General features: G+C 52.4%; 26 protein-coding genes. 19 read left to right on the top strand and 7 right to left on the bottom strand.

Features of this window, described 5'->3' with window-relative positions:
• Positions 1–129 precede the first annotated feature (129 nt).
• The 12 genes from PHE17_RS14150 to PHE17_RS14095 all read left to right on the top strand — a co-directional run bounded on the left by PHE17_RS14150 (position 130) and on the right by PHE17_RS14095 (position 10,075).
• Positions 130–420 carry a hypothetical protein gene (locus PHE17_RS14150; protein ID WP_301016538.1) on the top strand — a complete coding sequence of 97 codons (291 nt, stop codon included), beginning with the start codon at positions 130–132 and terminating at the stop codon, positions 418–420.
• Between the two features lie 74 nt (positions 421–494).
• A complete protein-coding gene (locus PHE17_RS14145) occupies positions 495–740 on the top strand; it encodes a CsbD family protein (RefSeq protein WP_301016537.1) in 246 nt (81 codons plus the stop codon).
• 52 nt (positions 741–792) lie between these two features.
• Entirely contained in the window at positions 793–1,314 is a 522-nt protein-coding gene (locus PHE17_RS14140) for a hypothetical protein (RefSeq protein ID WP_301016536.1), read from the top strand.
• A 36-nt stretch (positions 1,315–1,350) separates the two neighbouring features.
• Complete coding sequence (locus tag PHE17_RS14135; RefSeq protein WP_301016535.1) at positions 1,351–1,587, top strand: hypothetical protein; 237 nt, start codon at positions 1,351–1,353, stop codon at positions 1,585–1,587.
• Between the two features lie 313 nt (positions 1,588–1,900).
• The gene (locus PHE17_RS14130; RefSeq protein ID WP_301016534.1) at positions 1,901–2,113 is read left to right on the top strand and encodes a glycine zipper 2TM domain-containing protein; all 213 of its coding nucleotides are present in this window, start codon (positions 1,901–1,903) and stop codon (positions 2,111–2,113) included.
• Between the two features lie 64 nt (positions 2,114–2,177).
• A complete protein-coding gene (locus tag PHE17_RS14125) occupies positions 2,178–3,026 on the top strand; it encodes a transglutaminase family protein (RefSeq protein ID WP_301016533.1) in 849 nt (282 codons plus the stop codon).
• The gene (locus PHE17_RS14120) at positions 3,023–3,820 is read left to right on the top strand and encodes a transglutaminase family protein (RefSeq protein ID WP_301016532.1); all 798 of its coding nucleotides are present in this window, start codon (positions 3,023–3,025) and stop codon (positions 3,818–3,820) included. Before PHE17_RS14125 ends, PHE17_RS14120 begins: the two co-directional genes overlap by 4 nt.
• Positions 3,811–5,037: an efflux RND transporter periplasmic adaptor subunit gene (locus PHE17_RS14115; RefSeq protein WP_301016531.1), complete on the top strand. Its 1,227-nt coding sequence runs from the start codon at positions 3,811–3,813 to the stop codon at positions 5,035–5,037. Before PHE17_RS14120 ends, PHE17_RS14115 begins: the two co-directional genes overlap by 10 nt.
• Positions 5,034–6,263 (top strand): ABC transporter permease, encoded by a 1,230-nt coding sequence (locus tag PHE17_RS14110; protein ID WP_301016530.1) that lies wholly within the window; start codon positions 5,034–5,036, stop codon positions 6,261–6,263. Before PHE17_RS14115 ends, PHE17_RS14110 begins: the two co-directional genes overlap by 4 nt.
• A complete protein-coding gene (locus tag PHE17_RS14105; RefSeq protein WP_301016529.1) occupies positions 6,256–6,975 on the top strand; it encodes an ABC transporter ATP-binding protein in 720 nt (239 codons plus the stop codon). The genes PHE17_RS14110 and PHE17_RS14105 overlap by 8 nt, the downstream gene beginning before the upstream one ends.
• Positions 6,972–9,518: a cation-translocating P-type ATPase gene (locus tag PHE17_RS14100; protein WP_301016528.1), complete on the top strand. Its 2,547-nt coding sequence runs from the start codon at positions 6,972–6,974 to the stop codon at positions 9,516–9,518. Before PHE17_RS14105 ends, PHE17_RS14100 begins: the two co-directional genes overlap by 4 nt.
• 41 nt (positions 9,519–9,559) lie before the next feature.
• Positions 9,560–10,075, top strand: coding sequence for a lipocalin family protein (locus PHE17_RS14095; protein WP_301016527.1), 516 nt, complete (start codon positions 9,560–9,562; stop codon positions 10,073–10,075).
• A 47-nt stretch (positions 10,076–10,122) separates the two neighbouring features.
• Here PHE17_RS14095 and PHE17_RS14090 read toward each other — a convergent pair whose 3' ends face one another.
• The 6 genes from PHE17_RS14090 to PHE17_RS14065 are packed head-to-tail and all read right to left on the bottom strand — an operon-like array spanning position 10,123 to position 13,230.
• On the bottom strand, positions 10,123–10,410 hold the full coding sequence (locus tag PHE17_RS14090) for an encapsulin-associated ferritin-like protein (protein WP_301016526.1): 288 nt from the start codon (positions 10,408–10,410) through the stop codon (positions 10,123–10,125).
• A 14-nt stretch (positions 10,411–10,424) separates the two neighbouring features.
• Positions 10,425–10,916, bottom strand: a complete 492-nt coding sequence (locus PHE17_RS14085) for a hypothetical protein (RefSeq protein ID WP_301016525.1) — start codon at positions 10,914–10,916, stop codon at positions 10,425–10,427.
• Positions 10,917–10,942: 26 nt separating this feature from the next.
• Positions 10,943–11,260: a chaperone modulator CbpM gene (locus PHE17_RS14080; RefSeq protein WP_301016524.1), complete on the bottom strand. Its 318-nt coding sequence runs from the start codon at positions 11,258–11,260 to the stop codon at positions 10,943–10,945.
• Positions 11,261–11,263: 3 nt separating this feature from the next.
• Positions 11,264–12,160 carry a DnaJ C-terminal domain-containing protein gene (locus tag PHE17_RS14075; RefSeq protein WP_363320120.1) on the bottom strand — a complete coding sequence of 299 codons (897 nt, stop codon included), beginning with the start codon at positions 12,158–12,160 and terminating at the stop codon, positions 11,264–11,266.
• 18 nt (positions 12,161–12,178) lie between these two features.
• Positions 12,179–12,619: a host attachment protein gene (locus PHE17_RS14070; protein ID WP_301016523.1), complete on the bottom strand. Its 441-nt coding sequence runs from the start codon at positions 12,617–12,619 to the stop codon at positions 12,179–12,181.
• A 41-nt stretch (positions 12,620–12,660) separates the two neighbouring features.
• A complete protein-coding gene (locus PHE17_RS14065) occupies positions 12,661–13,230 on the bottom strand; it encodes a hypothetical protein (RefSeq protein ID WP_301016522.1) in 570 nt (189 codons plus the stop codon).
• A gap of 181 nt (positions 13,231–13,411) precedes the next feature.
• Here PHE17_RS14065 and PHE17_RS14060 point away from each other — a divergent pair, with 181 nt between their 5' ends.
• Positions 13,412–13,660, top strand: a complete 249-nt coding sequence (locus tag PHE17_RS14060) for a general stress protein (protein WP_301016521.1) — start codon at positions 13,412–13,414, stop codon at positions 13,658–13,660.
• Between the two features lie 4 nt (positions 13,661–13,664).
• Here the strand turns inward: PHE17_RS14060 and PHE17_RS14055 are convergent, their stop codons facing one another.
• On the bottom strand, positions 13,665–15,815 hold the full coding sequence (locus PHE17_RS14055; RefSeq protein ID WP_301016520.1) for a patatin-like phospholipase family protein: 2,151 nt from the start codon (positions 15,813–15,815) through the stop codon (positions 13,665–13,667).
• A gap of 569 nt (positions 15,816–16,384) precedes the next feature.
• Here PHE17_RS14055 and tal point away from each other — a divergent pair.
• The 6 genes from tal (at position 16,385) to PHE17_RS14025 (ending at position 25,193) form a co-directional block, all read left to right on the top strand.
• Complete coding sequence (gene tal / locus PHE17_RS14050) at positions 16,385–17,476, top strand: transaldolase (protein WP_301016519.1); 1,092 nt, start codon at positions 16,385–16,387, stop codon at positions 17,474–17,476.
• A gap of 14 nt (positions 17,477–17,490) precedes the next feature.
• The gene (locus PHE17_RS14045; protein ID WP_301016518.1) at positions 17,491–19,866 is read left to right on the top strand and encodes a phosphoketolase family protein; all 2,376 of its coding nucleotides are present in this window, start codon (positions 17,491–17,493) and stop codon (positions 19,864–19,866) included.
• A gap of 167 nt (positions 19,867–20,033) precedes the next feature.
• Complete coding sequence (locus tag PHE17_RS14040; protein WP_301016517.1) at positions 20,034–21,224, top strand: DUF4118 domain-containing protein; 1,191 nt, start codon at positions 20,034–20,036, stop codon at positions 21,222–21,224.
• A complete protein-coding gene (locus PHE17_RS14035) occupies positions 21,208–21,900 on the top strand; it encodes a response regulator (RefSeq protein ID WP_301016516.1) in 693 nt (230 codons plus the stop codon). Before PHE17_RS14040 ends, PHE17_RS14035 begins: the two co-directional genes overlap by 17 nt.
• Before the next feature lie 14 nt (positions 21,901–21,914).
• Positions 21,915–23,789, top strand: a complete 1,875-nt coding sequence (locus PHE17_RS14030; RefSeq protein ID WP_301016515.1) for a KUP/HAK/KT family potassium transporter — start codon at positions 21,915–21,917, stop codon at positions 23,787–23,789.
• A gap of 447 nt (positions 23,790–24,236) precedes the next feature.
• Positions 24,237–25,193, top strand: coding sequence for a GTPase (locus PHE17_RS14025; protein ID WP_301016514.1), 957 nt, complete (start codon positions 24,237–24,239; stop codon positions 25,191–25,193).
• The last annotated feature ends 146 nt before the right edge of the window (positions 25,194–25,339 follow it).

The raw sequence follows: 25,339 nt of genomic DNA, 5'->3' as shown, positions 1-25,339 counted from the left end.
TACCTTGCTATATAAGCGAATGTAGCGCCTAATGAATATATAGATTTCTCCTCAATTAAAGTCTGTTAAATACCACAAAAAGAGAAGAAAGCAACAAATTAACTTAACCACCGATGGAGGAAAATCATCATGGATACGAAAGAAACCTACAAAAACAAAGTTGAAGCCGAACTGGAATTAGCACAAGCCAAACTAGCTGAATTCCAAGCCCGCTCCAAAAGTGCTATGGCCGATGCGCATATTGCTTACAACGAGCAGGCCAGCGAACTTGAAAAGATGTTTGACAATACAAAAGTCAAATTGAAAGAACTTAGTGAAGCCAGTGATGGCGCTTGGGAACAGCTTAAAGACGGCGTGGAGAATGCATGGAATACCCTAAGCACCGCCGTTCGCGATACCACCAACAAATTTAAAGATTGACCAAGCTTTTTTAAGGCAGCCATTACATTCCCCCCGTTTTCGGTTGCCTTATTTTTTTTCAAAGGATTACTGTCATGGACACGAATTATATTTCAGCCAATTGGCATCAGCTAAAAGGCACACTGCGTGAACAGTTTGGCAAACTTACGGATGATGACTTACTGGAAATCGGCGGCAGAGTCGAGCTTCTGGTAGGCAAACTGCAAGAACGTTACGACCTTAGCCTTGAAGAAGCTGAGAATGCCGTAACAGGTCTGAAACTTGATGCCGACGGCATGAAGCTAGAAACAAGTATCACCAGCGAAGCCGCCCTACCCTAATCACGGGTCAAACAATAAACATTCAAATACTTGTTTCATAAAGGAGTTTTTTATGAAAGCCTTACCTATTTTATCACTATTATTAATCGCGACAGCCTTAGTCGCCTGTGATAAGTCGCCTCCCAAAACGGCTGCGGATGCCGAAGCAACCCGCGCTGCCCAACAAGCGGAAGATTCCGCCTCAAAAGCTGCCACGATGCAAAGTGACCGTGCTGCTGAACAAGCAGGACAGGCCAAGGATTCTGCCGGGCAAGCTGTCGGTGCTGCGGGTGATGCCATTTCCAGTGGTGCTGCGGCGGCAGGTAGTGCAGCTTCATCGGCTGCCAACTCTGCGGCTGCGGGTCTCGCCAACGTCAAGGAAGATGTTAAAGACGCCGCCCATAATGCCAAGGAAGCCACCGTAGATGCGGCACAGGCCACCAAAGAAAAAGCGGTTGAAGCTGCCGATGCGGTAAAAGACCAAGCCAACAAAGCGAAATCGGCGACAGCCGGTGCTGTAGCCAATACTGCTGAAAGCATTGCTGCCAAAGCAGAGCGGGAAAAGCAAGAAGCTGATGCTGCGTTAAAGAAATAAGCCTCCTTGAAAATCCTGCCCTAAGGAACCGACGTTATGTACACGAAAGAAACTTACAGACAGAAATTAGAGGCTAAGTTAGAAAAAGCCCAGCTTGAACTGATAGAACTCAATGCCCGCTCAAGAAGTGCCGAAGCGGCAGCATACACCGCCAGACGCGCAGAGCATGGCGAAATTGAGCAACTGTTTGGTTCAACAAAAGCCAAGATCAAAGAAATCGGCGATGCTTGGGACAAATTAAAGGCAGGTTGGGGAAAAGAAGGAGAAACCTAAACACTGCCATTCGAGACACACTACTCATAAAAAGATTACGCGAGCAATCTATTTTAACAAGCGATATGCCTGCAAAAGCGGTTAATTTCTCCCTCAACTAATGATCCGCTTTGCCTTTTCATAATAAAAACAAAACACTTTACCACCCTATTTATTTTACCGCCTGCTTTTATTATTAATATAAATAAACTCGACATTACTGTCATTCAAGCGTACCATGAAATTGCAGGGGAAATTAAAATTTAGATCATTCGGGCACATAATTAACCTTAATGATTTAGTTCCTTACTCTTATAACCATGAGGTATTTCAAATGAAAACTATACACAAATTCACCACCAGCGTAATCACCATCACTTTATTGCTGAGTATCGCATCCTGTGCAGGGATGACTCCACGCGAAAAAAATACCGCCATTGGCGCAGGCGTCGGTGCAGTTGCTGGTAACGTCATTTCAGGCGGGACAACTGCCGGTACGGTCGGTGGTGCAGCAGTCGGTGGGATTATCGGTCATAACGTCCGTTAAACACTGATTTTTAGATGATGGCAAGGAAGCTAGCCGAGAAACATCCCCCGAAGAGGGAGAAAACGTGCAACGTTATAAAATCCTACATCGCACTTACTATAACTTCCCCGCCGCAGTGCGCCTTGAACCGCATGTTCTGCGTCTGCGCCCGAGGGAAGGTTATGAGCTGCGCATCGAATCATCCACCTTGGACATTACACCTCCCGCCGCGCTGCGTTGGCATCGTGACGTGGAGGACAATTCCGTGGCGATAGCGACTTTCGATTCCCCTACCACCCAGCTTTTGATTGAAAGCAATATCATCATCCAACAATACAACCAAGCACCGCTTGATTTTCTGGTCGCTGACTACGCGGCACACTATCCGTTTGCCTACAAGCCAGAGGACAAGGCGGTACTGTCGCCCTATATGACTGCTGGGCATCCGCTGAGTAATTTGCTGGACAAATGGGTAGCCAATATTTGGCAACCGGGCGAACGCATCCAAACCTACAGCTTGTTGCAACGCCTTGCAGAACGCATCCAGCAAACCTTGGTGTATCAATTGCGCGAAGAACCGGGGGTGCAATCCGCTACCGACACGCTCACACGTGGTACAGGCTCATGCCGTGACTCGGCATATTTGTTCATGGAAGCGGCGCGGCGTTTGGGGTTTGCTGCACGTTTTGTCAGCGGCTATCTGCATACCCAACCCTCGCCCACCGATTTTGGTGCAACCCATGCGTGGGCGGAAGTGTTCTTGCCCGGTGCTGGCTGGAAAGGTTTCGACCCTACCATTGGCGCTATCGTGGGCACGGATCACATTGCCGTAGCCGTCGCTCGCCAGCCCGAATCCGTCCCGCCCGTTGCGGGCGCATACGTGGGGCCACCGGGCGCGACGCTGGATGTGGGCGTGTGGGTGACAGAAACATGAGTTACATGCGCTTATACATAAGCTGTGACCTCGCGTTTGATATTCCCACCGCAACGCCGTTTGTGCTGATGCTCAGACCCCGTAGTGGGGCGCAGCAATGGATCACGCGCGAAGAATACCGCCTCGTACCCAGCGTTCCGGTGTTTGAATTCACCGATGCCTACGGCAATTTGTGCCAACGGCTGGTTGCGCCTCCGGGAATTTTCACGGTGTACACCTCTGCCGAAGTGATGACTGCCGATCATGTCGACCAAACACCGGGCGCAGCGTTTGTCGAAGTGCAAAAACTCCCCGATGCGGAACTCAGTTACCTGTTACCCAGCCGTTACTGCGAATCCGACCGTTTTGGGCAGATGGCAAGCGAAATTACTGCTAAACAATCGGCGGGTTACGACCAAGTTGCTGCTATCGTCGCGTGGTTGCGCAATCACATCCGGTTTGCACCGGGTAGCAGCAACACACCCGTGTCAGCGGTCGAAGTCAATCTCAAGCAATCGGGGGTCTGCCGCGATCTGGCTCACCTTGGCATTGCCTTGTGCCGCAGTTTGAGCATTCCCGCACGCATGGTGGTGGGTTATCTCTACCAACTCGACCCGATGGATTTGCACGCTTGGTTTGAAGCCTATGTCGGTGGGCGTTGGTATACCTTCGATGCGACCCAAGCAGAAATGAACGGCGGCTATGTGGTCATTGGCTACGGGCGTGATGCGGCGGATGTCGCGGTTTACAACCAGTTCGGCCCGGCGGTGTACCCGATTTCCCAAACGGTGTGCGTAAAACACCTATGTCCTTGATGCTCCCGCCCCTACCAAAATGGCTAAAAGTCGGCCTTATTGTGCTGCTGATAGTAGGCATTACCGGCTATTTCGCACGAAATCTGCTCTTCGGCACGCCCGTTGAAGCCCATGCCGTCATCAAAGGCGAATTACGCCAAACCGTCGTTGCCAGCGGGCGCATCACTTGGCCTCAGCGCGTTTCCGTAGCGGCTGAAGTCACCGGGCGTGTCAGTCACATTCCGGTAAAAGAAGGCCAGCAAGTCAAACGCGGCGATTTGTTAATCCAGCTTGCAGACAGCACCGACCGCGCCAGCCTCGCGCAAGCCACTACCGCCGTAGCACTTGCCGAAGCCAAACTGCGCCAGCAACGCGAAGTCGGGTTGCCCACCGCGCAAGAAACGCTGCGCCAAGCACAAGCCGATGTCGAACAAACCGGTCAGCAACTCACCCGCATCCGTTCGCTCAACAACCAAAAATACATCAGCAAAACCGAACTGGACACCGCCCAGCGTAATCTGGATGTTGCCAACAGCAAACTAGAAGCCGCCCAATTACAAGTGCAAAGCAACCAGCCCAAAGGCAGCGATGCACTACTTGCCAGCACCGCCCTGAACCAAGCCCGTGCCAGCTTGCAATTGGCTCAGGTCAAACTGGCGCAAACCGCCATCCTCGCCCCCGCCGATGGCACGCTGATCAGCCGCAGCATTGAACCGGGCGATATTGCCACCGCTGGCAAAGCCCTCATGGTATTGGCAGCACAAGGCGAAACCCAGATCGAAGTGCAAATCGACGAAAAAAACCTCGGCAAACTCGCTGTTGGACAAGTCGCGCTGAGTTCCGCCGATGCCTTCCCGCAACAGCGTTTTAATGCCGAAGTCGCCTACATCAACCCCGGCGTGGATGCCACACGCGGCGCGGTAGAGGTTAAATTGCGCGTCAAAGAGCCGCCAGCGTATTTGCGCCAGGACATGACCGTTTCAGTCGACATCGAAACCGCCAAAAAGCCGGATGCGCTGGTGATACCCACTGGCGCATTGCACGAACCCAGCAGCGCTGCGCCGTGGGTGCTGGTGGTGCGCAATAACCGCACGGTGAAACAGACCGTCACGCTCGGTTTGCGCGGCGATGAAAACGTGGAGGTGTTAAGCGGTCTTGCCGCCGGTGAAGCAGTGATTCCGGCGAATCTCGCCCTGATCAAAGCCGATCAGCGCGTGCGGGTGACATTGCCACCATGAATTCAGCCATGCCATTTGAATGGATTTTAGCGATTCGCTTCATGCGCCAAGCACGGATGCAAACCTTGCTGATCATGGCGGGCGTGGCGTTAGGTGTGTCAGTGATTGTGTTTATTTCCGCCCTGATCAGCGGCCTGCAAACCAATTTATTCAAACGCACTTTGGATTTTCAAGCGCAAATCATCATTCTGCCGCCCAAAGAAATATCTCGCCCACTGCATCAGGCCGGAGACGGGGCGATGCTTGCCACGTTGGTACAACCACGGGCGCAACGCTTGCAGTCAGTCGATCAATGGCAAACCGTCCTCGCCCAAGTCGCCAAAATGGATGGGGTTAGCGTCGCTGCCCCAGTAGTATCAGGTGCGGGGTTTATCGTGCGCGGCGAAGCTAACAAAGCCGTCGGCTTAACGGGCATTGAGCCAGAAACCTACCTCAAACTCATCGCTCTCAACAGCAAAATCATCGCAGGCACAGCCAATATCACCGGCACGGATATGCTGGTCGGCTTGGATTTGGCGAAAGATTTAGGCGTGTGGACGGGCGATAAACTCAATTTGCAAACCGCGTCAGGTGGCACGGCAACCTTGAGCATTCGCGGCATTTTCGATTACGGCAATAGCGGGATGAATTCGCGCTCGGTGTACATCGCGTTACGCACCGCGCAAAGCCTGCTCGATTTGGCGGGCGGTGTCACCAGCGTCGAAGTCAATCTGGATGCGCCGTTTACTGCCGAAACTGTGGCGCAAACCATTCAGGCGCAAACGGGCTTGAAAGTGGATAGTTGGATTGCCACCAATGCGCAATTCTTTAGCGCGTTGGAAGCACAATCCATGTCCAACACCGTGATTCGCTTTTTCGTCGGGTTGACTGCTGCCTTGGGCATCGCCAGCGTATTGGTGGTGTCGGTGGTGCAAAAATCCAAAGCGATTGGCATCTTGCGGGCAACAGGTACATCGCGCCAACAAATCCTGCGGCTGTTTTTGCTGCAAGGGGCGTTGACGGGCTTGATCGGTTCGCTGCTGGGCGCATTCGTCGGTTGGTTGTTTTTAATCGCGTGGCGCAATATCGCCATTAATGCGGACGGCACACAACTTTTCCCGATTACGTTTGACCCGATGCTGTTTGTGTACGCAGCCGTGGGCGCAACGCTGGTGGGGATACTTGCCGCCTTGTTCCCTGCCCTGCAAGCGGCGCGGCTTGACCCAGCGGTGGCGATTCGTGGCTGACTTTAACGCGATTACCCTGCAACTCAAAGGCATCCGCAAAGCCTACAATATCGGTTTGCCTGCGGAAACCGAAGTGCTGCACGGGCTGGATTTAACTATTGAACGCGGCGAATTTGTCGCGCTCATTGGCCCCTCTGGGTCGGGCAAAAGCACGCTGTTGAACCTGATTGGCTTGCTCGACAAACCGACGGCGGGTGAATTGTTGATTACGGGGCAACCGACGACACAATTGCAGGATCGGGAACTGACCTTGTTACGTGCCAAAGCGATTGGCTTTGTGTTCCAGTTCCACAACCTGTTGCCCGAATTTACCGCGCTGGAAAACGTGATGTTGCCGTTGCTGGCGGCACGGGGTCGACCCGATGAGGCGATGCGTTTACGTGCTGCCGAATTGATTGAACAAGTGGGGCTGACCGACGTGGGCAAGCACCTGAGCAATGATTTATCGGGTGGGCAACAACAGCGCGTTGCCATTGCCCGCGCGTTGGTGATGCAACCCGCGCTGGTGCTGGCGGACGAGCCGACGGGCAACCTTGATACCAAAGCCGCCGACAACGTATTTGATTTGCTGCGTCGTGTGAATGAAGCTAGCGATACCAGTTTTTTAATCGTCACCCACGACCCGCGCTTGGCACAACGTTGCGACCGCATTATTGAACTGGTTGACGGGCGCATTGATTCTGATAAAGCCAACCGAGTGTCTCCCCCATGATGAAAACTAACCACACTGGCCTTACCCAAGCCGAAGCCACCCGCCGTTTGGCAGCCGACGGCGAAAACATGCTCCCCGGCAGCGTCCCCAAATCCCTGTTTGCCATCGCCTTAAGCGTGTTTACCGAACCCATGTTCCTGATGCTGTTGGGTGCTGGCGGTATTTACCTCGCGTTGGGGGATCGTGCCGAAGCTTCGTTCCTGCTCGGTTTCGTATTCGTCGTGATCGGCATTACCTTGGCGCAAGAACGTAAGACGCAACGTGCGCTGGAATCCTTGCGTGACCTTTCCGCGCCACGAGCTTTGGTGGTACGTGACGGGCAGGAAATACGCATTCCGGGGCGCGAAGTGGTACGCGGCGATGTGCTGGTATTGCACGAAGGCGACCGCATTCCCGCCGATGCCTTGCTGCTAGATGGGCAATTAAGCGTGGATGAATCCTTGCTCACGGGCGAAGCCGTACCCGTCAACAAGTCGCCTACGGCTGGCTCAACCTTTGCCCCACCAGAAGGCGAAAGCAGCGCGTCCCTGTATGCCAGCACCGTCGTCACCAAAGGCGTAGGCGTGGCTGAAGTGTGCATGATCGGCGTGAATACGGCGGTTGGACGCATCGGGCAAGCGTTGTCCTCCGCACAGGAAGCACCGTCTGGCTTGCAACAAGCTTCCCGCAAGCTAATCCTCACCCTGACTGTCGTTGGTTTGGCACTTGCTACGCTGCAAGTATTGCTGGGCTGGCTGTGGGACGGGCGGGCATTCTTGGATAGCTTGTTGTCCGGCATTGCGCTGGCGATGGCGATTTTGCCGGAAGAAATCCCCGTCATCCTGACCGTGTTTCTAGCGTTGGGTGCATGGCGCATTTCCCGGCAAAGGGTATTGACGCGGCGTGTCACGGCGGTCGAAGCGTTAGGCGCAATTACCGTACTGGCGGTGGATAAAACCGGCACACTCACCCAAAATCGCATGAAGATGGAAGAACTGGTGGCGGCGGGTACAACCTTCACCAATGAAGGCGCAAACACCCTGCCGGAAACCTTTCACGAACTCGCTGAATTCACCCTGTTAGCCACGCCGCTCGACCCTTTCGACCCGATGGAAAAAGCCATTCAGATCTTCGCGCAGCAATGGTTGAAGGACACGGAGCATTGGCATTCACAAGCACCGGAATTTCAGTACGACCTGTCAGCCGAAATACTGGCGATGACGCAGGTATTTTCCAGCAATGACCCCAGCACGCATTTGCTGGCGTGCAAAGGTGCGCCCGAAGCGGTGGCTGATTTGTGCCATTTACCCGCTGCTGAACGCGACATTATCCACCAGCAAGTGTTAAGCATGGCAGAACGCGGTTTGCGGGTGTTGGGCGTCGCTAAAGGTCAGTGGCAAGGCAAGGAGTTGCCGCCAAGCCAGCACGATTTCAACTTTACGTTTCTGGGATTGGTGGGTTTCGTTGACCCGCCACGAGCGGAAGTACCCGCTGCGATTGCCGAATGCCGTGCCGCTGGGGTGCGCATTATTATGATGACGGGCGACCATCCCGCGACGGCGCGGGCAATTGCGCAACAAGTCAACTTGAGTACCCGCACGGCGGTGATGACGGGTGCGGAAGTCGCCGCACTCAGCGATGCCGAATTGCACGAACAGTTGCAGCAAGTGGATATGTTCACCCGCTTACAACCCGAACAAAAACTGCGGCTGGTGCAGATACTGCAACAAAACGGTGAAGTGGTCGCCATGACCGGCGATGGTGTCAACGATGCGCCCGCCCTCAAAGCCGCCAATATTGGCATTGCAATGGGCGAACGCGGCACGGATGTTGCCCGCGAAGCCGCCGCCCTAGTGCTGCTGGATGACAGTTTTGCCAGCATTGTTGCGGCGATTCGGCAGGGGCGGCGCATTTACGACAATATCACCAAGGCAACCGCGTTCACCTTCGCGGTACACATGCCGATTATTGTGTTGGCACTGATTCCGGCGTTATTGCATTGGCCGATATTATTGCTGCCGGTGCATATCGTGTTGCTGGAATTGCTGATCGACCCCGCCTGTTCGATTGTGTTCGAGGCTGAACCGGAAGCCAATGACATTATGACGCGCCCGCCGCGCAAACTAAGCGATTCGCCGTTTGCGTTTAGCACGCTGCTTTACCCTCTGCTTCAAGGCATTGCGGTGGCGGAAGTGTTGCTGTTGGGGTATTGGGCGATGGATGGGCAAGGCTTTCAGGCGGATGAAATACGCGGGGCAATGTTCATGGGCCTGGTGCTGGGTTTGTGCTTGCTCATTCTTGCCAATCGCAATGCGGCACGGTCGCTGCTGCATGGTTTGACGGCAAGCAATCCGTGGATTTGGCGCATGTTTGGCGCGGTAGGATTACTACTCGTGGTGGTATTTACCGTACCTGTGCTGCGCGACATTATGGGATTTAGTATCATGGGTATTCCCCAACTGGTGGCAGGCATGGCTTTGGTGCTGGGGGTTGGGGTGAGTCTGGAAGTCTTGCGCTGGGTCAGTGGTCACATCAGCAAGGGGGCGGGATTTTCCACAAAATGAAAGACTGCTGTACCCGCACAATAATTTAAAAGGATTTGAACATGAAAAAATTATTTATCGTGATGCTGGCATGGTTGTTGGCAGGTTGTGTCGGCGTCCCCGACGGCATTACCCCGGTAACGAGTTTTAAGGCCGATCGTTATCTGGGCAAGTGGTACGAAGTTGCTCGGCTTGATCATTCCTTCGAGCGCGGTCTGGAGCAGGTGACGGCAGAATATGACCCACGTGAGGATGGTGATATTCGTGTCATCAACCGGGGTTACAATACCAACAAGCAGAAATGGGAAGAGGCTGAAGGCCGTGCCAAATTCGTGGGAGCAAAGGATGTGGGGCAGCTCAAGGTATCGTTCTTTGGCCCCTTCTACGGTGGTTACAACATTGTGGAACTCGACCCGAATTACCAATACGTGATGATCGTCGGTAATGACCGCGATTACCTGTGGATTCTGTCACGCACTCCGCAACTGGATGCGGACGTGCAACAGCGCCTCGTGGAAAAGGCCAAGAGCCTTGGGTTTGCGACCGACAAGCTGATTTACGTGAAGCAGAGTAAGTAGTGTAATGGCCTAATGGTTTTAGACAATCAGACGAGTCCTTCGGTCACTTATTTATCGGCGATAGGTTTTTCAGTGAACAAATAATCCTTGAGTTCTTTGGAAAACCTTGCGTCTTTACGCCGAATCCATTCCAGCAACATTGAGGCGTGTTCCTTTTCCTCGTCACGGTTGTGTTCCAGAATGGCTTTGAGTTCTTGATCCTTACAGACATCCGCCCGCTGGTTATACCAATCCACGGCTTCCAGCTCTTCCATGAGCGAAACGATGGCGCGGTGCATATCGCGGGTTTCAGCCGTGAGTTCTTCTACGAGTTCATGATAACCGACACTAGACATTTTCTTCTCCTTTACTAAATTTTTTCCATTGAGAGTTGTATAGCTTTCTTTTTATCTTCTTTTTCGATGGTGACACTGAGTTTTTGATAGATACCCAGCCCCACAATCAGAAAAACTGAGACGATAATGAGCGATGCGGGATAAGGCAGCAGCTTTATGTCTTTTGTTCCGGCTTTGAACACATAAACCAAGCCCTCAATGCTCACCGCAATCGAGATAATGACCATTATTTTGGTGATCGTCTTTCTGGCCTCTTCAGGCTCACGCAGTTCCTTGTTCATAAAGACTTCTTCTTCGATCATGTATTTGGCGACATCAAGAATGGCGGCGGCGATGATGATAGTCCCCACGGCTTGCAGCATTGCCGGAATAAACTCACCCCTTACCGGAACGTTGGAAACCACCTCATACACTGACCAGCCCATAATCATGAGCGCCATACCGATGAGGGATAAGGCGGCGAACAGGTAAATAACCGTCGAACCTGCGGTCACTATTTTTTGCATCACACCATCCTCGCTGATTTCATTTTTTAATGACCATGCTGGGGACTCTTACGCAATGCTTTGATTTCATCCAACAACTCCACCGCCAAAGCAGCGCCCGCCAGATTGACACCTAAATCGCGTTGAAGCCGAATCACGGTACGCACCCGCACCACGCTATTGCCTGCAAACTGCCAACTCGTGGTGGTTTGCTGGTAGTTGACGGGTTCGATAATGCCCTCGTCAACCATTTCCAAAAGCTGTTCGGCAGGCAGAAAACAGGAACGGCACAGTTCTTCCAGCGAAAACAGCACGTCTTCTTCCAGAATACCCACGACGGTTTCCTCTCGTTTCACGGTTTCCATCACTCACACTCCCATTCCGGCACGCGGATTAAAGGTTTGTTCCAGCGCCAATTCAGCGTACAGGGCTTTGGCTTTATCGCTGAAGGTATCCGGCATCACCACTTTCAAGGTGACGTAAAAATCGCCCGGTGTCTGCGCCGGAATACCGCGTCCTTTCAAGCGCAACTTGCGCCCACTGGATGAGCCTGCCGGAATTTTCATATCCACCGGCCCATCCGGGGTTGGGATTTTGACACTGCCGCCCAGCGCGGCTTCCCACGGGGCAATCGGCAATTCCAGATAAACATCAAGTTCTTCAACGCGGTACAGTGGATGCGGATTGAAAGCTATTTCCAAGTACAAATCACCCGCGCTGCCGCCACCGATGCCGGGGTTGCCCTGCCCTTGCAGACGGATATGCTGGCCTTGCTTGACCCCTTTGGGGATTTTGATATTCAAGGTGCGTTCTTGTTGGAAGGAACGCAAATTCAAGCTGCGCGTCGCACCCCGATAGGCATCTTCCAAATCAATCGACACCTTGGCGTGGCTGTCTTCACCATTTTCCTGATACACACGGCCTGCACCACCAGCACCACCCCGACCACGTTGCCCGAACAAGTTGGCAAAGAAATCATCAAAATCAGCGGACTGACCCGTTCCAGCAGCACCGTTTGGCGGTGGGCGGAAATCACGTTGGGCTTTCAAGTCTTCGCCCAACTGGTCATAAGCTGCGCGTTTTTCCGGGTCTTTCAACACTTCGTAGGCTTCACCCACTTCCTTGAAATGTTCTTCGGCGTTGTCTTCCTTGCTAATGTCAGGGTGATATTTACGCGCCAATTTACGGTAGACGCGCTTGATGTCATCCTGCGTGGCTTCTTTGGTCAGACCCAGAACTTTGTAGTAGTCCTTGTATTCCATCATGTTCCCCCCTGCATTTCGTCACATAAAATCAGGCAGATGTGCGCGGATTTCTTCCGCCGAATGTTGGGTAAGGTCTTTATCCACAGCTCCGGCAATCAGTTGCGTCAAACCGTGGCTAAAATGCCCACGCAACAAACCAAGGAAATGCGGCGAAGCCATAAGGTATAACTTGTCATAACGGTTGGCATTGCGCATTTCCTCCAGATGGCTGCTCACCTCACGGGCGAAAGCATCAACCTGCTGCTCTTTTAGGTCTGTCGGCAGCTCCACCGCATGACGGGCATGACCCTGCGAATCAAAAACCCGCGAGGGTGAATCTGTCCCCAAATCACGCCCATGTAACCGTGAACCGGGATGAACCTTATCTTCCAACTCAATCAGTGAGGCGTTGGCATTTAATGGCTCTGCACTAAAAAAACGCGCCCGTGCCGCATTAGCGACAACAACTAAAACTGCCATGATATTAACTCCTGTATTACTAAAATATTGCTAACCTTCCACTATCCGTAAGAACGTATTTTCCATACCACAAAAACCAGCATTAGCCCGACCAATACTGCCGCAGCCAGCATGATTATCCACAGGAACTGCCCGACGTAAGCCGCCATCAATAAGGTCAGTAGCAACAGCGCACTCACCACATACAGTTTCCACGAGACCAACATCCCATCAACAAAGGTGGCGAAGGTCAGCATCAGTAGGACTAGCAAACCCGTGGTATCGACATTGATACGCCCCGCTCCCAACAGCCGGTAAATTACCGCCACGGAAACTAACGCCGCACCCCACAAAATAGCTTGCTGGTACAACAACTTACCGCTTTCCATTAACCCCAGTTTTTTGGCACGCCAGATTCCCCAGACAGTTGTCACCACTGCCAATGAAATCAGCATATAGCTCCAGTAGCTGTAGGCGCTATCGACCCGATAGTTGGTAATGCCAACGCCTAGCATGGCAAAAAATGTGATCCCAACAAATAATGCGGCATCAACTTTCAGTACTTGTTTGAAGGTTCCGCCCGACGCTGCCGCTGGTGGGGTGGCTTGTGGTTCGTTAATGGAAGCATCCATAACTTTCTCTCCTTTTGAGGCTTATCCCGTCTCAATAATTTTAAATTACGGAAACAGGTTTATTTCATATCTATAGTGACAGAAGCTTGCAACACAAGCAAATATAGCGCCTAATAAAACTGAACATATTTTTCATTATGAAAACAATGCCGTGTTTTACCTAAAATCATGGAGAATTATCATGACAAACAAACACAATTCAGCCGTTGGGATTTTTAGCAGCCACCATGACGCTGAAAGCGCCGTCAAGGAACTGCAAAAAGCGGGTTACGATATGCAAAAACTGTCGGTTATTGGCAAGGACTATCACACCGAAGAAAATGTTATCGTCAATGGGACTGAGCAAGAAATCGAAAGGGCTAAGGGCATTTTGGTGGAAAGCAAAGCTGACGAAGCCAATGTACACACAGATGCGAGCGCCGTTGCTTAAAACCTCAGAAATCCCGCCCCAAGGTGAAATACGTCTGATGATCAGCCCCTTGCGTCTTGCGCACCCCGACAAACGCAGGGCCAATGGGGGTTTCACCACCCACAAAAACCGTGCCCGAAGTCCGCATACCGCCCAAATCAACCGTATCACGCTGCTGCCACGCCTGACTGACACCCACTGAAGCCCCCACATGCACTTTGGCTATTTCTGGGATTTCAGCGACTTGGCGCATATAGGTCAAGGAACCTTCTGCCGTTTCATTGCCAATCAACGGGGCATTATCAGAAAACACCAAGCGCCCCGTTTGCAGGGTATGGGTTTCCAAGGCATTGCCACTATCCAATACCGCTGCCCCATTATTAGCCGTTGCCACTGCCCGCCCACTGGCGATAAAGCGGTGCTTGTCATGCACGCTCCAAACGCGGTCGCCTTCCAATTCAATGCGGTTAAAATTCTTGTCACTTCCCATCGCTGTAACGCCACGGGTATAGGCGGCAGTCAACTGACCTCCCTTGGTTGGGAAGTTGATCGAGTCCAGCGTATCAGCCTGATACTGGAGTTTGATCCCGGCTTCCGTCAATGCTGTATCCGCCACACCCAACGTGCCAGCTTTGGGCTGTGGCTTGGTCTTTTGATAAAACGCCCCTACCCTGATTTCGCCAGAATTGCCGACCGGATGCCCAATATCCACCTGCGCCCGCGCTTCCCGCGCCCTTATTTTGGCAAGCTGCTGGGCATTGTCCAAACTATTAGCATCACGCTCTTGATACCATGCACGCGGGGCAACAAACGTACCGCCAATGCCTAGCGGATGGTAGATTTCCGCCTCGGCTAACAAACGTCGCCCGATCACCGCTTGGGCACGCAATTCAGTACCCGAATCCGTCAAGCCTTTCTGGACATATTTCACCCCGGCCTGATAGCGGGTATCGCCATTAAAATCATCGCCCAGCGAGAAGCCAACGCTCACCCGATGCTCACCTTCGGTCGCCTTTTTCGCGATTACCTTCAGGCCATAATCCCCGGACGGAAGCTGGGTCAGCGTATAGTCTACCAAGCTGAAATACCCCAAGGTGTAGATACGGTTCAGACCATCCTGCAAACGCTGGTTATCCAGAATATCGCCCGGCTTGATATTGAGCGCCTTCCGCAAAATGCTTTCGCGCAGTGAAGAGCTATTTTCAATTTGCACACTGGCAACTTTGACCGCTTCATCTATCGGGTGGGCTGGTTGCGCGAACTGGTTGGCGTCGCTGCTCAAACTGCCTGCCAGACGTTGCAAGGCTGCCAATTGGGTACGCGCACCTTTTTCACCGAGTGCCACTGTTTCATCCACCCGCGAGAAATCAAGCCTGCCAACTTCACCAACGGGCGGCTGGATCAGGATGTCTTGCGGAGTCAGGCTTGCCAATTGTGCTTCGCTGGTTTTACGCACCAGCAAATCCATCGACTGCAAGCTGATGTCCAAAGCGGTATCCAATTTACGGGAATAGTCGGGGGGGATGCTCGATACGATGAGGACGTCTGCCCCCATCTGGCGGGCAATATCGACGGGCAGATTATTCGACACCATGCCATCCACCAGCAAACGGTTATCGAGGGTGACGGGTGCAAACAAGCCCGGAATCGACATGCTGGCACGCACCGCACTCGCCAAATTCCCCTGTTTCAACACCACTGCGTCACCAGTACGGATGTCGGTGGCAACTGCGCGGAACGGAATCGGCAAACGGTCAAAGTTGCTGATTTGCGCTACCGGAGCCAGCAAGCGCCGCAATTCAAAAATCAGGTGTTGACCATCAATCAGGCCACTGGGTAGCTTGATGCCCTGTTTGGACACCCCGGATTCAAACACCGTGAAAAAGTCTGCACTTTGCTGTTTTTGCTGATAAGACTTTAACTGATGCGAGGTGTCATCACTGAACAGTTTGCCCCAATCCAATGCTTTAGAAACCCGCTCAATCTCGGCAACGCTCATGCCAGAGGCATACAAGCTACCAACTACCGCACCCATGCTGTTACCCGCAATCACATCAACGGGAATGTGGTTAGCTTCCAGCACTTTCAAAACACCCACATGGGCGATCCCGGCAGCACCGCCGCCCCCCAGCACCAGACCAATTTTTGGGCGGGCGAGTGCTTCGCTCGCGGACAATAAACACAGCAGCACCAAAAAAATAGCACTGCCAAAACGATAAGTTCTAACCACTATTGACCACGAATAAGTGTGTGTTTGACGGGTGCTGAGCTGAGAACACGCCCCTTCTCGTCGTAGGCATACACCATCGACCCTCGGCGCACATGGACAGCACGAGCTGTGTACCCCACCAACCCATCACTGGGAAAACGTCCCGCTGACGAAACTGACATGGTTTGCTTGAGGTTTTCATCATAAATATAAACTAACGTCCCATGCTGCACTGCATTTCCTATACTCATTTCAAAATCCTCCACTGTGGCACACTATTATCTTTTTGATATTTTTTACGAAAGCTATTAGTTAATATATAGCATTATCCGATAAATTCCTAAGCAATTATTTTGTATTTAAAAAGTTGCCTCTATAGCAACATACTGTTGCCATAAAAACACAACCATACACCCACAATAATAGGCATGAAACCCAATAGCCAGCCAAAACTTGCCATACCATTAAATAGAGCGCCTAATGGAAATAGACGCTGCATTGCTAATGCATTACTGCGGAATTAAGGAAACAAGACCATGAAAAATAATCCCCTGCAACAACTGGTAAATTTCGGTCAATCCATCTGGCTGGATTACATCCGGCGCGACCTGATAACCAGCGGTGAACTGCGGCGTTTGATTGAGAACGATGACTTGCGCGGCATCACCTCCAACCCCGCCATTTTCGAGAAAGCCATTACCGACAGCCACGCTTACGACAACGCCATTCATGAACTGGCACTTCAGAGCAACAGTGCAGAAGCCATCTACGAAACCCTTAGCCAGCAAGACGTGCAAAGCGCCGCCGACGCATTCCGCCCGGTTTACGACAGCACCAACGGCAAAGATGGCTATGTCAGCCTAGAGGTCAACCCGCACCTTGCGCACGATACCGACGGCACGTCGCAAGAAGCACGGCGTTTGTGGGCAGCCCTGAACCGCCCGAATGTGTTCATCAAAGTCCCCGCCACTGCCGCCGGATTGCCCGCCATCCAACAACTCATCAGCGAAGGCATTAACGTCAACGTCACCCTGTTGTTTGGTTTGCCGCGCTATCGGCAGGTCGCAGAAGCTTACATCGCTGGTATTGAAGCCCGCCTCGCGCAAGGCAAGCCCGTGCAGCAAGTCGCCTCCGTCGCCAGTTTCTTTGTCAGCCGCATTGATACGCTGCTAGACCCGCTACTGGAAACCCCCGCAGCACAAGCGTTAGGCGGACAAGTGGCGATTGCCAGCGCCAAAGTCGCCTACCAAATCTACCAAGACCTCTTCAACAGCGAACGCTTTGAAGCCTTGGAAGCGCAAGGTGCAAACGTCCAGCGGCTGCTGTGGGCAAGTACCAGCGCCAAAAATCCTGCGTTCAGCGATGTGAAATACATCGAAGCACTGATCGGCGCGGATACGGTCAACACCCTGCCAATGGAAACCTTGAATGCCTACCGCGACCACGGTGAACCACAAGCACAGCTCGAACAGGATGTTGCGGAAGCCCGCCAATTGCTGGAACAACTGCCCGCGCTGGGCATCAACCTCGACCAACTGACGCAACAGCTTGAAGACGAAGGTGTCGAAAAATTCAATAAGCCATTCGACAAGCTGCTCACAATATTGGCGCAACGTATCGCCGGGTAAGGAATCATTGAACCATGAGCACCACACTTTCCCCCGAACTGCTAGGTCGGATGGACGCCTACTGGCGTGCCGCTAACTACCTCTCCGTCGGACAGATTTACCTGTTCGACAACCCACTGTTAAAACGCCCACTGACACTGGCGGATGTAAAGCACACCCTGCTAGGGCATTGGGGCACGACACCCGGACAGAATTTCATTTACGTGCACCTGAACCGCATCATCAAGCAATACGACCTCAATATGCTCTACATCTCCGGCCCCGGACACGGCGGGCCTGCGGTGGTAAGCAACACCTACCTCGAAGGCACGTACAGCGAAATCTACCCCGACATCAGCCAAGACGAGGCGGGGTTGCAAAAGCTGTTCCTGCAATTTTCGTTTCCCGGCGGTATTCCCAGCCATGCCTCGCCGGAATGCCCCGGCTCGATCCACGAAGGCGGTGAACTGGGCTATTCGCTGAGTCATGCATTCGGCGCGGTATTCGACAATCCCGATCTGGTGGTAGCGTGCGTGGTCGGCGATGGCGAAGCTGAAACGGGGCCGCTGGCGACCTCGTGGCATTCCAACAAATTCCTTGATCCAGTCACGGATGGCGTAGTGTTGCCGATCCTGCACCTCAACGGCTACAAGATTGCCAACCCGACCGTGCTTGCCCGCATCAGCCGCGAGGAACTGGAACAGTTATTGCGCGGCTACGGCTGGACACCTTATTTCGTGGAAGGCCACGAACCAGCGTTAATGCACGCAGCAATGGCAGCAACGCTCGACACGGTGATAACGCAGATTAAAGACATCCAGCAAACGGCTCGCGTCCACGGCGATTTAACCCGTCCACGCTGGCCGATGATCGTGCTGGTATCCCCCAAAGGCTGGACAGGGCCGAAGGTGGTCGATGGCGTGCAAATTGAAGGCACATTCCGGGCGCATCAAGTGCCACTTTCCAACCCCGTAGCCCATCCCGAACACCTCCAATTGCTGGAAGATTGGCTCAAAAGCTATCGCCCCGATGAGCTTTTCGATAAACACGGACGTTTACTCGCGGAACTGGCGGAACTTGCCCCCACGGGTGAACGGCGCATGGGTGCAAACCCTCACGCCAACGGCGGTATCTTGCTGCGCGATTTGCGGATGCCGGATTTCCAAGATTACGAGGTGGACGTAACCACACCCGGTGTAAGCGGCATTGGCGATACGCACGTACTGGGGCGATTCTTACGCGATGTGGCAACGCTGAACGGTGAGCAACGCAATTTCCGCGTGTTCGCCCCTGACGAAACGCTGTCCAACGGCCTTGAAGCCCTGTTTGAAGTAACCCAACGCCAATGGGATGCTGCAACTGTAGCAGATGACGAATTTCTCGCCCCCAGTGGGCGGGTGCTGGATTCGATGCTCAGCGAACACCAATGCGAGGGCTGGCTGGAAGGCTATTTGCTGACCGGGCGGCACGGGCTGTTCAATTGCTACGAAGCCTTCATTCACATCATTGATTCGATGTTCAACCAGCACGCCAAGTGGCTGAAAGTCACCGCGCACCTGCCGTGGCGGCGCAAGATTGCCTCGCTGAATTACCTGCTGGCTTCGCACGTCTGGCGGCAAGACCACAACGGTTTCACCCATCAAGACCCCGGTTTCATCGACCATGTAGTAAACAAGAAAGCCGAAGTTGTGCGGGTGTATTTTCCACCGGATGCCAATTGCCTGCTGTCGGTGATGGATCATTGCCTACGCAGCCGCCATTACGTCAACGTGGTGATTGCGGGCAAACATCCCGCGCCGCAATGGCTGTCGATGGATGCCGCCGTCAAGCATTGCACCCAAGGTATTAGCATCTGGCAATGGGCGAGTAATGATCAAACGGACGAAACCGACGTGGTGATGGCGTGCTGTGGCGATGTGCCGACGCTGGAAACGCTGGCGGCGGTGTCGATCCTGCGCGAACACTTACCCGAGCTGAAAGTCCGCGTGGTGAATGTCGTCAACCTGATGAAACTGCAACCACCGAGCGAGCATCCGCACGGCTTAAGCGATGCCGATTTCGACACAATTTTCACCCAGGATAAGCCGGTGATTTTCGCATTTCACGCTTATCCGTGGTTAATTCACCGGCTGACTTACCGGCGCAACAACCATGAAAATTTCCATGTGCGCGGCTACAAGGAAGAAGGCACGATCAGCACGCCGTTTGACATGACGGTGGTGAACGACCTTGACCGTTTTCATTTGGTGATGGATGCGATTGACCGCTTGCCGCAAGCAGGCGACAAGGGTAGTTATCTGAAGCAGCAACTCAAAGATAAGTTGGTGGAACATCGGCAGTACATTAACCAGTACGGGCAAGATATGCCGGAGATTCGGGATTGGATGTGGAGCGTACCGCCCTGCCAGTAGTTCCCCCGCCACCACCGTGGTGATTAGAAATCACCTACCCCCAGATGTATTAGGAAAACAGTCAAAAGTTCCCCGCGACACAGGACAGTTGCGAAATTTCTACATCTTTTTTATTCCCGAAGTGCCAGAATCCGCCGCAATACCCCCATAGGTGGATTTAGTGTCATATGAAGGACGTTTTTCCCGCATTGTCGGGGTTTGCGTGGCTGCCCCCTAAAGCATTGTGGCAACGGCATTTGCTCGCGCTGGCAGCCGTTGCCGTCACCATTTTGCTGGCGATGCCGCTGCATAACCATCTCGACCTCGCCAATACTGCCATGCTGTTTTTGCTGACCGTGGTGCTGGTCGCGGTCAAACTGGGGCGGCGACCCGCTATCCTCACCGCGCTTTGCAGCGTGGCGGCGTTCAATTTCTTTTTTGTCCCACCGCACTATTCCTTTACAGTCAGCCATATCCAGTATTTGGTCACGTTTACGGTCATGCTGGTGGTGGCACTGATCATTACCCACCTGACTGCCGGTTTGCGTAAACAGGCGGAAGACGCCACCAGCCGTGAACAACAAACCATGAGCCTGTACCAACTGGAAAAAGTGGCACAGGAAACACGCTTGCAAATCGCGTCGGAACGCCTGCGCAGTTCAATCCTCTCTGCGCTTTCGCATGACATCCGCACCCCGCTGACTTCGTTGTACAGTCTGGCGGAATCCCTCTCCCTGCTGCGCCCGCCGCTTTCCCCACAGGCGCAAGAATTGGTGACAGCGATCCGCGACCAATCCCTGCACCTCAACAGCATGGTCAGTAATTTGCTGGAAATGGCACGCTTACAAGCGGGTGGGATGAAGTTCCGCAAAGAATGGCAGCCACTGGAAGAAGTCATCGGCGCAAGCACCAAACTGTTCCGGTTGGCCTTGCAGCATCACCGCGTGGTCGTCAGCCTGCCTGCCGATTTGCCCTTATTGGAATTCGATGCCACTTTGATGGAACGGGTATTCTGCAATTTGTTGGAAAATGCCGCCAAATATTCGCCCATCGGCTCCACCCTCCAAATCACTGCCAAACTGTTACCCACGCAGGTGGAAATCTGTGTGTGCAACCCCGGCGAAGGTTTCCCCGCCGACAAGCTCAACCAAGTGTTCGAGCTGTTTGAACGTGGCAATAGCGAATCCAATATCCCCGGTGTCGGGCTGGGCTTAAGTATTTGCCGCGCCATTATTGAAGCCCATGACGGCGACATTTCCGCCAGCAACCCCACCCACGGCGGCGGTTGCGTGTGTTTCCACCTGCCCTTGGGCATTCCGCCGATCATCGAAACCGAACCCTTCCCACAGCAGGTCATGGCGCATGAACACACAAATTAGCCATATTCTGGTGGTAGAAGACGAACAGCACATCCGCCACTTTATCCGCACCGCGCTGGAAAATGAGTCCTACCAAGTCACGGAAGCAGGCACTTACCACAGCGCCCTGCAAGCCATCCAAAACCAGCGGCTGGATATGATCATCCTTGACCTCGGTTTACCCGATGGTGATGGGCTGGAGCTGATCAAACACCTGCGCACATGGTCGAAATTGCCCGTTTTAGTGCTGTCTGCCCGCGTTAGCGACCAAGACAAAATCAAGGCGCTGGATGCCGGGGCAGATGATTACCTGAGCAAACCCTTTTCAACCGGCGAATTGCTGGCGCGGGTACGGGCGCTATTACGCCGCAGCCAATTCAACCCCAGCGTTGAAAGCCCGCTGATCCGTTTTGGCGAGGTTGAAGTCGACTTATTGCAGCGCAAGGTCAACCGCAAAGGGCAAGCCGTGCGCTTGACCCCGATTGAATTCCACCTGTTAAGCCTGCTGCTGCTGAATGCAGGGCGGGTCATGACCCACCGCCATTTGCTGCGTGAAGTCTGGGGCAGCACTTACGTTGAAAGTAACCATTACCTGCGGGTTTATGTCGGGCATTTACGCCAGAAACTCGAAGATGACCCTAGCCAACCGCGCCATTTTCTCACTGAAACTGGCATCGACTACCGTTTCCAACTGTAGGAAGGAATCCTGATATGACAACCCAACATGCCCCGAAAGAAAAACTAGGGGCGCTAACACTTGCCGCATTAGGCATTGTCTACGGCGATATAGGCACAAGCCCGCTGTACGCTTTTAAGGAAGCGTTTATCGGCGGTCATCTGCAACCGAACCAAGCCAATGTATTGGCAACCCTTTCCGCACTGTTCTGGGCGATTACCCTGATCGTGTCGCTCAAATACGTTTGGCTGGTACTGCGCTTTGATAACAAGGGTGAAGGCGGGGTATTGGCCTTGCAAGCCCTCGCGCACCGCCATACCCGCATCAATATCCCAACATGGTCGAAAGCGGTTGGCATCATCGGCGTATTCGCCGCCGCGCTGTTTTACGGCGATGCCATCATTACCCCTGCCATTTCCGTGCTGTCAGCGGTGGAAGGGATTAGTGTCGCTACCCCGCAATTTGAGCACCTGATTATCCCGATTACGCTGGGCATTTTGATCAGCTTGTTCATGATCCAACGTTTTGGCACGGCGAAAGTCGGCAAACTGTTTGGCCCGATCACGCTGGTGTGGTTCCTGACGCTGGGGACACTGGGCGTTATGAGCATCCTGCAAACCCCAGAAGTCTTGCAGGCCATCAACCCCGCGTATGCCGTGAAATTTGGCATAGAACACCCGGCGGCTGCCTTTGTCTTGCTGTCCGCCGTATTTCTGGCAATGACCGGGGGTGAAGCGCTGTATGCCGACATGGGGCATTTTGGCGCGAAACCGATCCGGGTGGCGTGGTATGGGCTGGTGTTCCCCTCTTTATTGCTCAATTACTTTGGGCAAGGTGCATTGGTCATTCGGGAAGCCAGTAGTGCGGAAAACCCGTTTTACCTGTTAGCACCGGAGGGCTTCCTTGTCCCGCTGGTGGTATTGGCGACGATGGCAACCGTGATTGCGTCACAAGCCACGATTTCCGGGGCGTATTCCATTACCTTGCAAGCGGTGCGCTTGGGTTATCTGCCACGGATGCGCGTGCAACACACCTCTGATACCGAACGTGGGCAAATTTACATTTCCAGCGTCAATTGGCTGATGCTGCTCGGCGTGCTGTTATTGGTGCTGGGCTTTAGCTCTTCCAGCGCGTTGGCGGCAGCTTACGGGATTGCGGTTTCCGGCACGATGATCATTACCAGTTTGCTGATTATGATTGTTGCGATTGCCCGCCCCAACCAACGCATCCGTAAAACCATCATTGCCTGTGTTGTGATCTGCGGGCTGTTTGAAATCTTCTTCTTTAGTTCCAACCTAAGCAAAATCGGGCATGGCGGCTGGATGCCAGTGACGCTAGGCATTATCATTTTCACCCTGCTGACCACGTGGAAACGCGGCAGCGAATTGGTGGCAAAACACCGCCGCAAACTCAATACCACCATCCACCAGTTTATCGCCAAACCCCTCCCCAACATTACCCGCGTACCCGGCACTGCCGTTTACCTGACTTCTGAACCCAAGCTCGCGCCCAGCCGCTTGTTTTACAACATCAAGCATTACAAAGTGGTACACGAGCAAATCATTTTCCTGCACGTGGATAATGCAGACGTGCCGTATATTGCCGAAGACGAACGCTTGAAAGTCGTGGGGCTGGCAGCGGGCATTTATACCGTATCAGTACGCTTTGGTTTCCGCGAAGAGCCTAACTTGGGCAAAGCCTTGCAAGGGACGGGGCGTTACCAATTGGAAATCCCGGCGGATACCACCTTCTTTGTCGCACGCACGGCTATCGTCAACTGCGAGGGGGTTTTACCTTATTGGCGGTGTGCGCTGTTTGGCTGGATGATGCGCCAGTCGGAAAGTGCGGCGACTTACTTCCATCTGCCCACCGAACAGGTTGTGGAGATTGGGACGCAGGTACGGTTGTAAACAGGATGCAGTGTAATCTGGCTGGGAAAATTCAGTTTCCATCAAGCTATTTTATAAATTACACTTGGTCAAATGACAGTCAGGGAAAGCCCGCTGCCGCTTTAGTGTGTACACGCTAGGGCGGTAGCGTTTGTTTTAAATCATGTCGGCAGGGCTTCGGACATCTCGAAACGCCCCTGACCCTGTGCTATGTTTGACCACAATCAGGGTGGCAGGCGGTGAAAAGGCAATGGAAAAGCAGCAGTTGGTGGGGAATAACCCGGCAGCATGGGCTAGCCTGGCGATGGGCAGGAAAAGCAATCCCCTTATAGATAAAGTGTGGGACTCCGTAGCACGCGGTTCCGTCCAACAAGACATTTATGCCCAGTGCTGCCGCACACGGCATAAAATGCTTTAACGTTAGTGATGTTAGATCGCTCCCCCTCAAAACCTTATAAGAGATATTAAATGAAAATTGAAGAAGTTCAGAAAAAATACATTGCAGAAATAGCAAAGAAAATGTTTGGCAGAAAGGATAATTTAAAATTCCTGTTAGTTGGCAGGACTGGAGTTGGCAAATCAAGCACAATAAATTCATTAATTGGTGAAGAAGTTGCGCCGACTGGAAAATATCGACCAACAACAATGGAAGTTTCTACATTTCAGCATAAACACGGCGATTTAATTTATGAAATTATTGATACACCTGGCTTATGTGACGATCTGCCTGAAGTTGGAAATGACGAGATATATATCAAGAAAATAAAAGAACATATCAATAGTGTAGATTCTATATGGTTTGTTTCAAGATTAGACGAAACACGGCTCAGTTCAGATGAAAAAAGAGGAATTCAAATAATTACAGAATCGCTAGGAAAAGATTGTTGGAAGCAAGCCATATTGATTTTTACTAGAGCAGATAAAGCCGACGACTTTGATACGGATTTAATTGAAAGAACAAATATAATTAGAGAAGAAATAGGAAAATATTTTACCGACGCACAAAAAATTCCATCTGTAGCAGTATCAAACGTCTCTAAAATTTTGCCAAATGGAAAAACATGGCTACCAGAACTTTTTACTCAAGTATATTTAAGATTCAGCGATGAAGGAGCATTACCTTTCCTCAAATCAATGGAAAGTGATATTAGCCAAACCAAAAAAAAAGACGAAGAGGATGCAACAAAAAATACAGAAGAAAAACAAGACAAGAAGCAAGAAGAAAAACCAAGAATCAATCTTAATGATGAGCAGAAAGAAATAATTCGACAATCTACTTTTCAGAGAGTTATAGAGGGAGCAAAAGCAGGGGCTGATATTGGTGCTGATATTGGAAGAAATTTTGGCAAAGTAGGCGAGACTGTTGGAACTGTTGCTGGAGCTATAATTGGAGGAGTTATTGGAGCTGTATTTTCGTGGTGGTAAATCACTAACAAATTATTCGAGGAGACTGTAAACTGAACTGTGTAACTGCTATATAACAGCGGACCCCCCGCAAGGAGCAGTCACATGGAAACCCTTGATCCCGTCCTGATGGATGAGCTTTTAACCGATTGCAAAACGCCCGCTGA

The sequence above is a fragment of the Thiothrix sp. genome, from assembly GCF_028714775.1.
Classification (GTDB): Bacteria; Pseudomonadota; Gammaproteobacteria; order Thiotrichales; family Thiotrichaceae; genus Thiothrix.
Note: the sequence above shows the minus strand (reverse complement) of the source record. Positions and strands in the feature narration are given on the sequence as shown.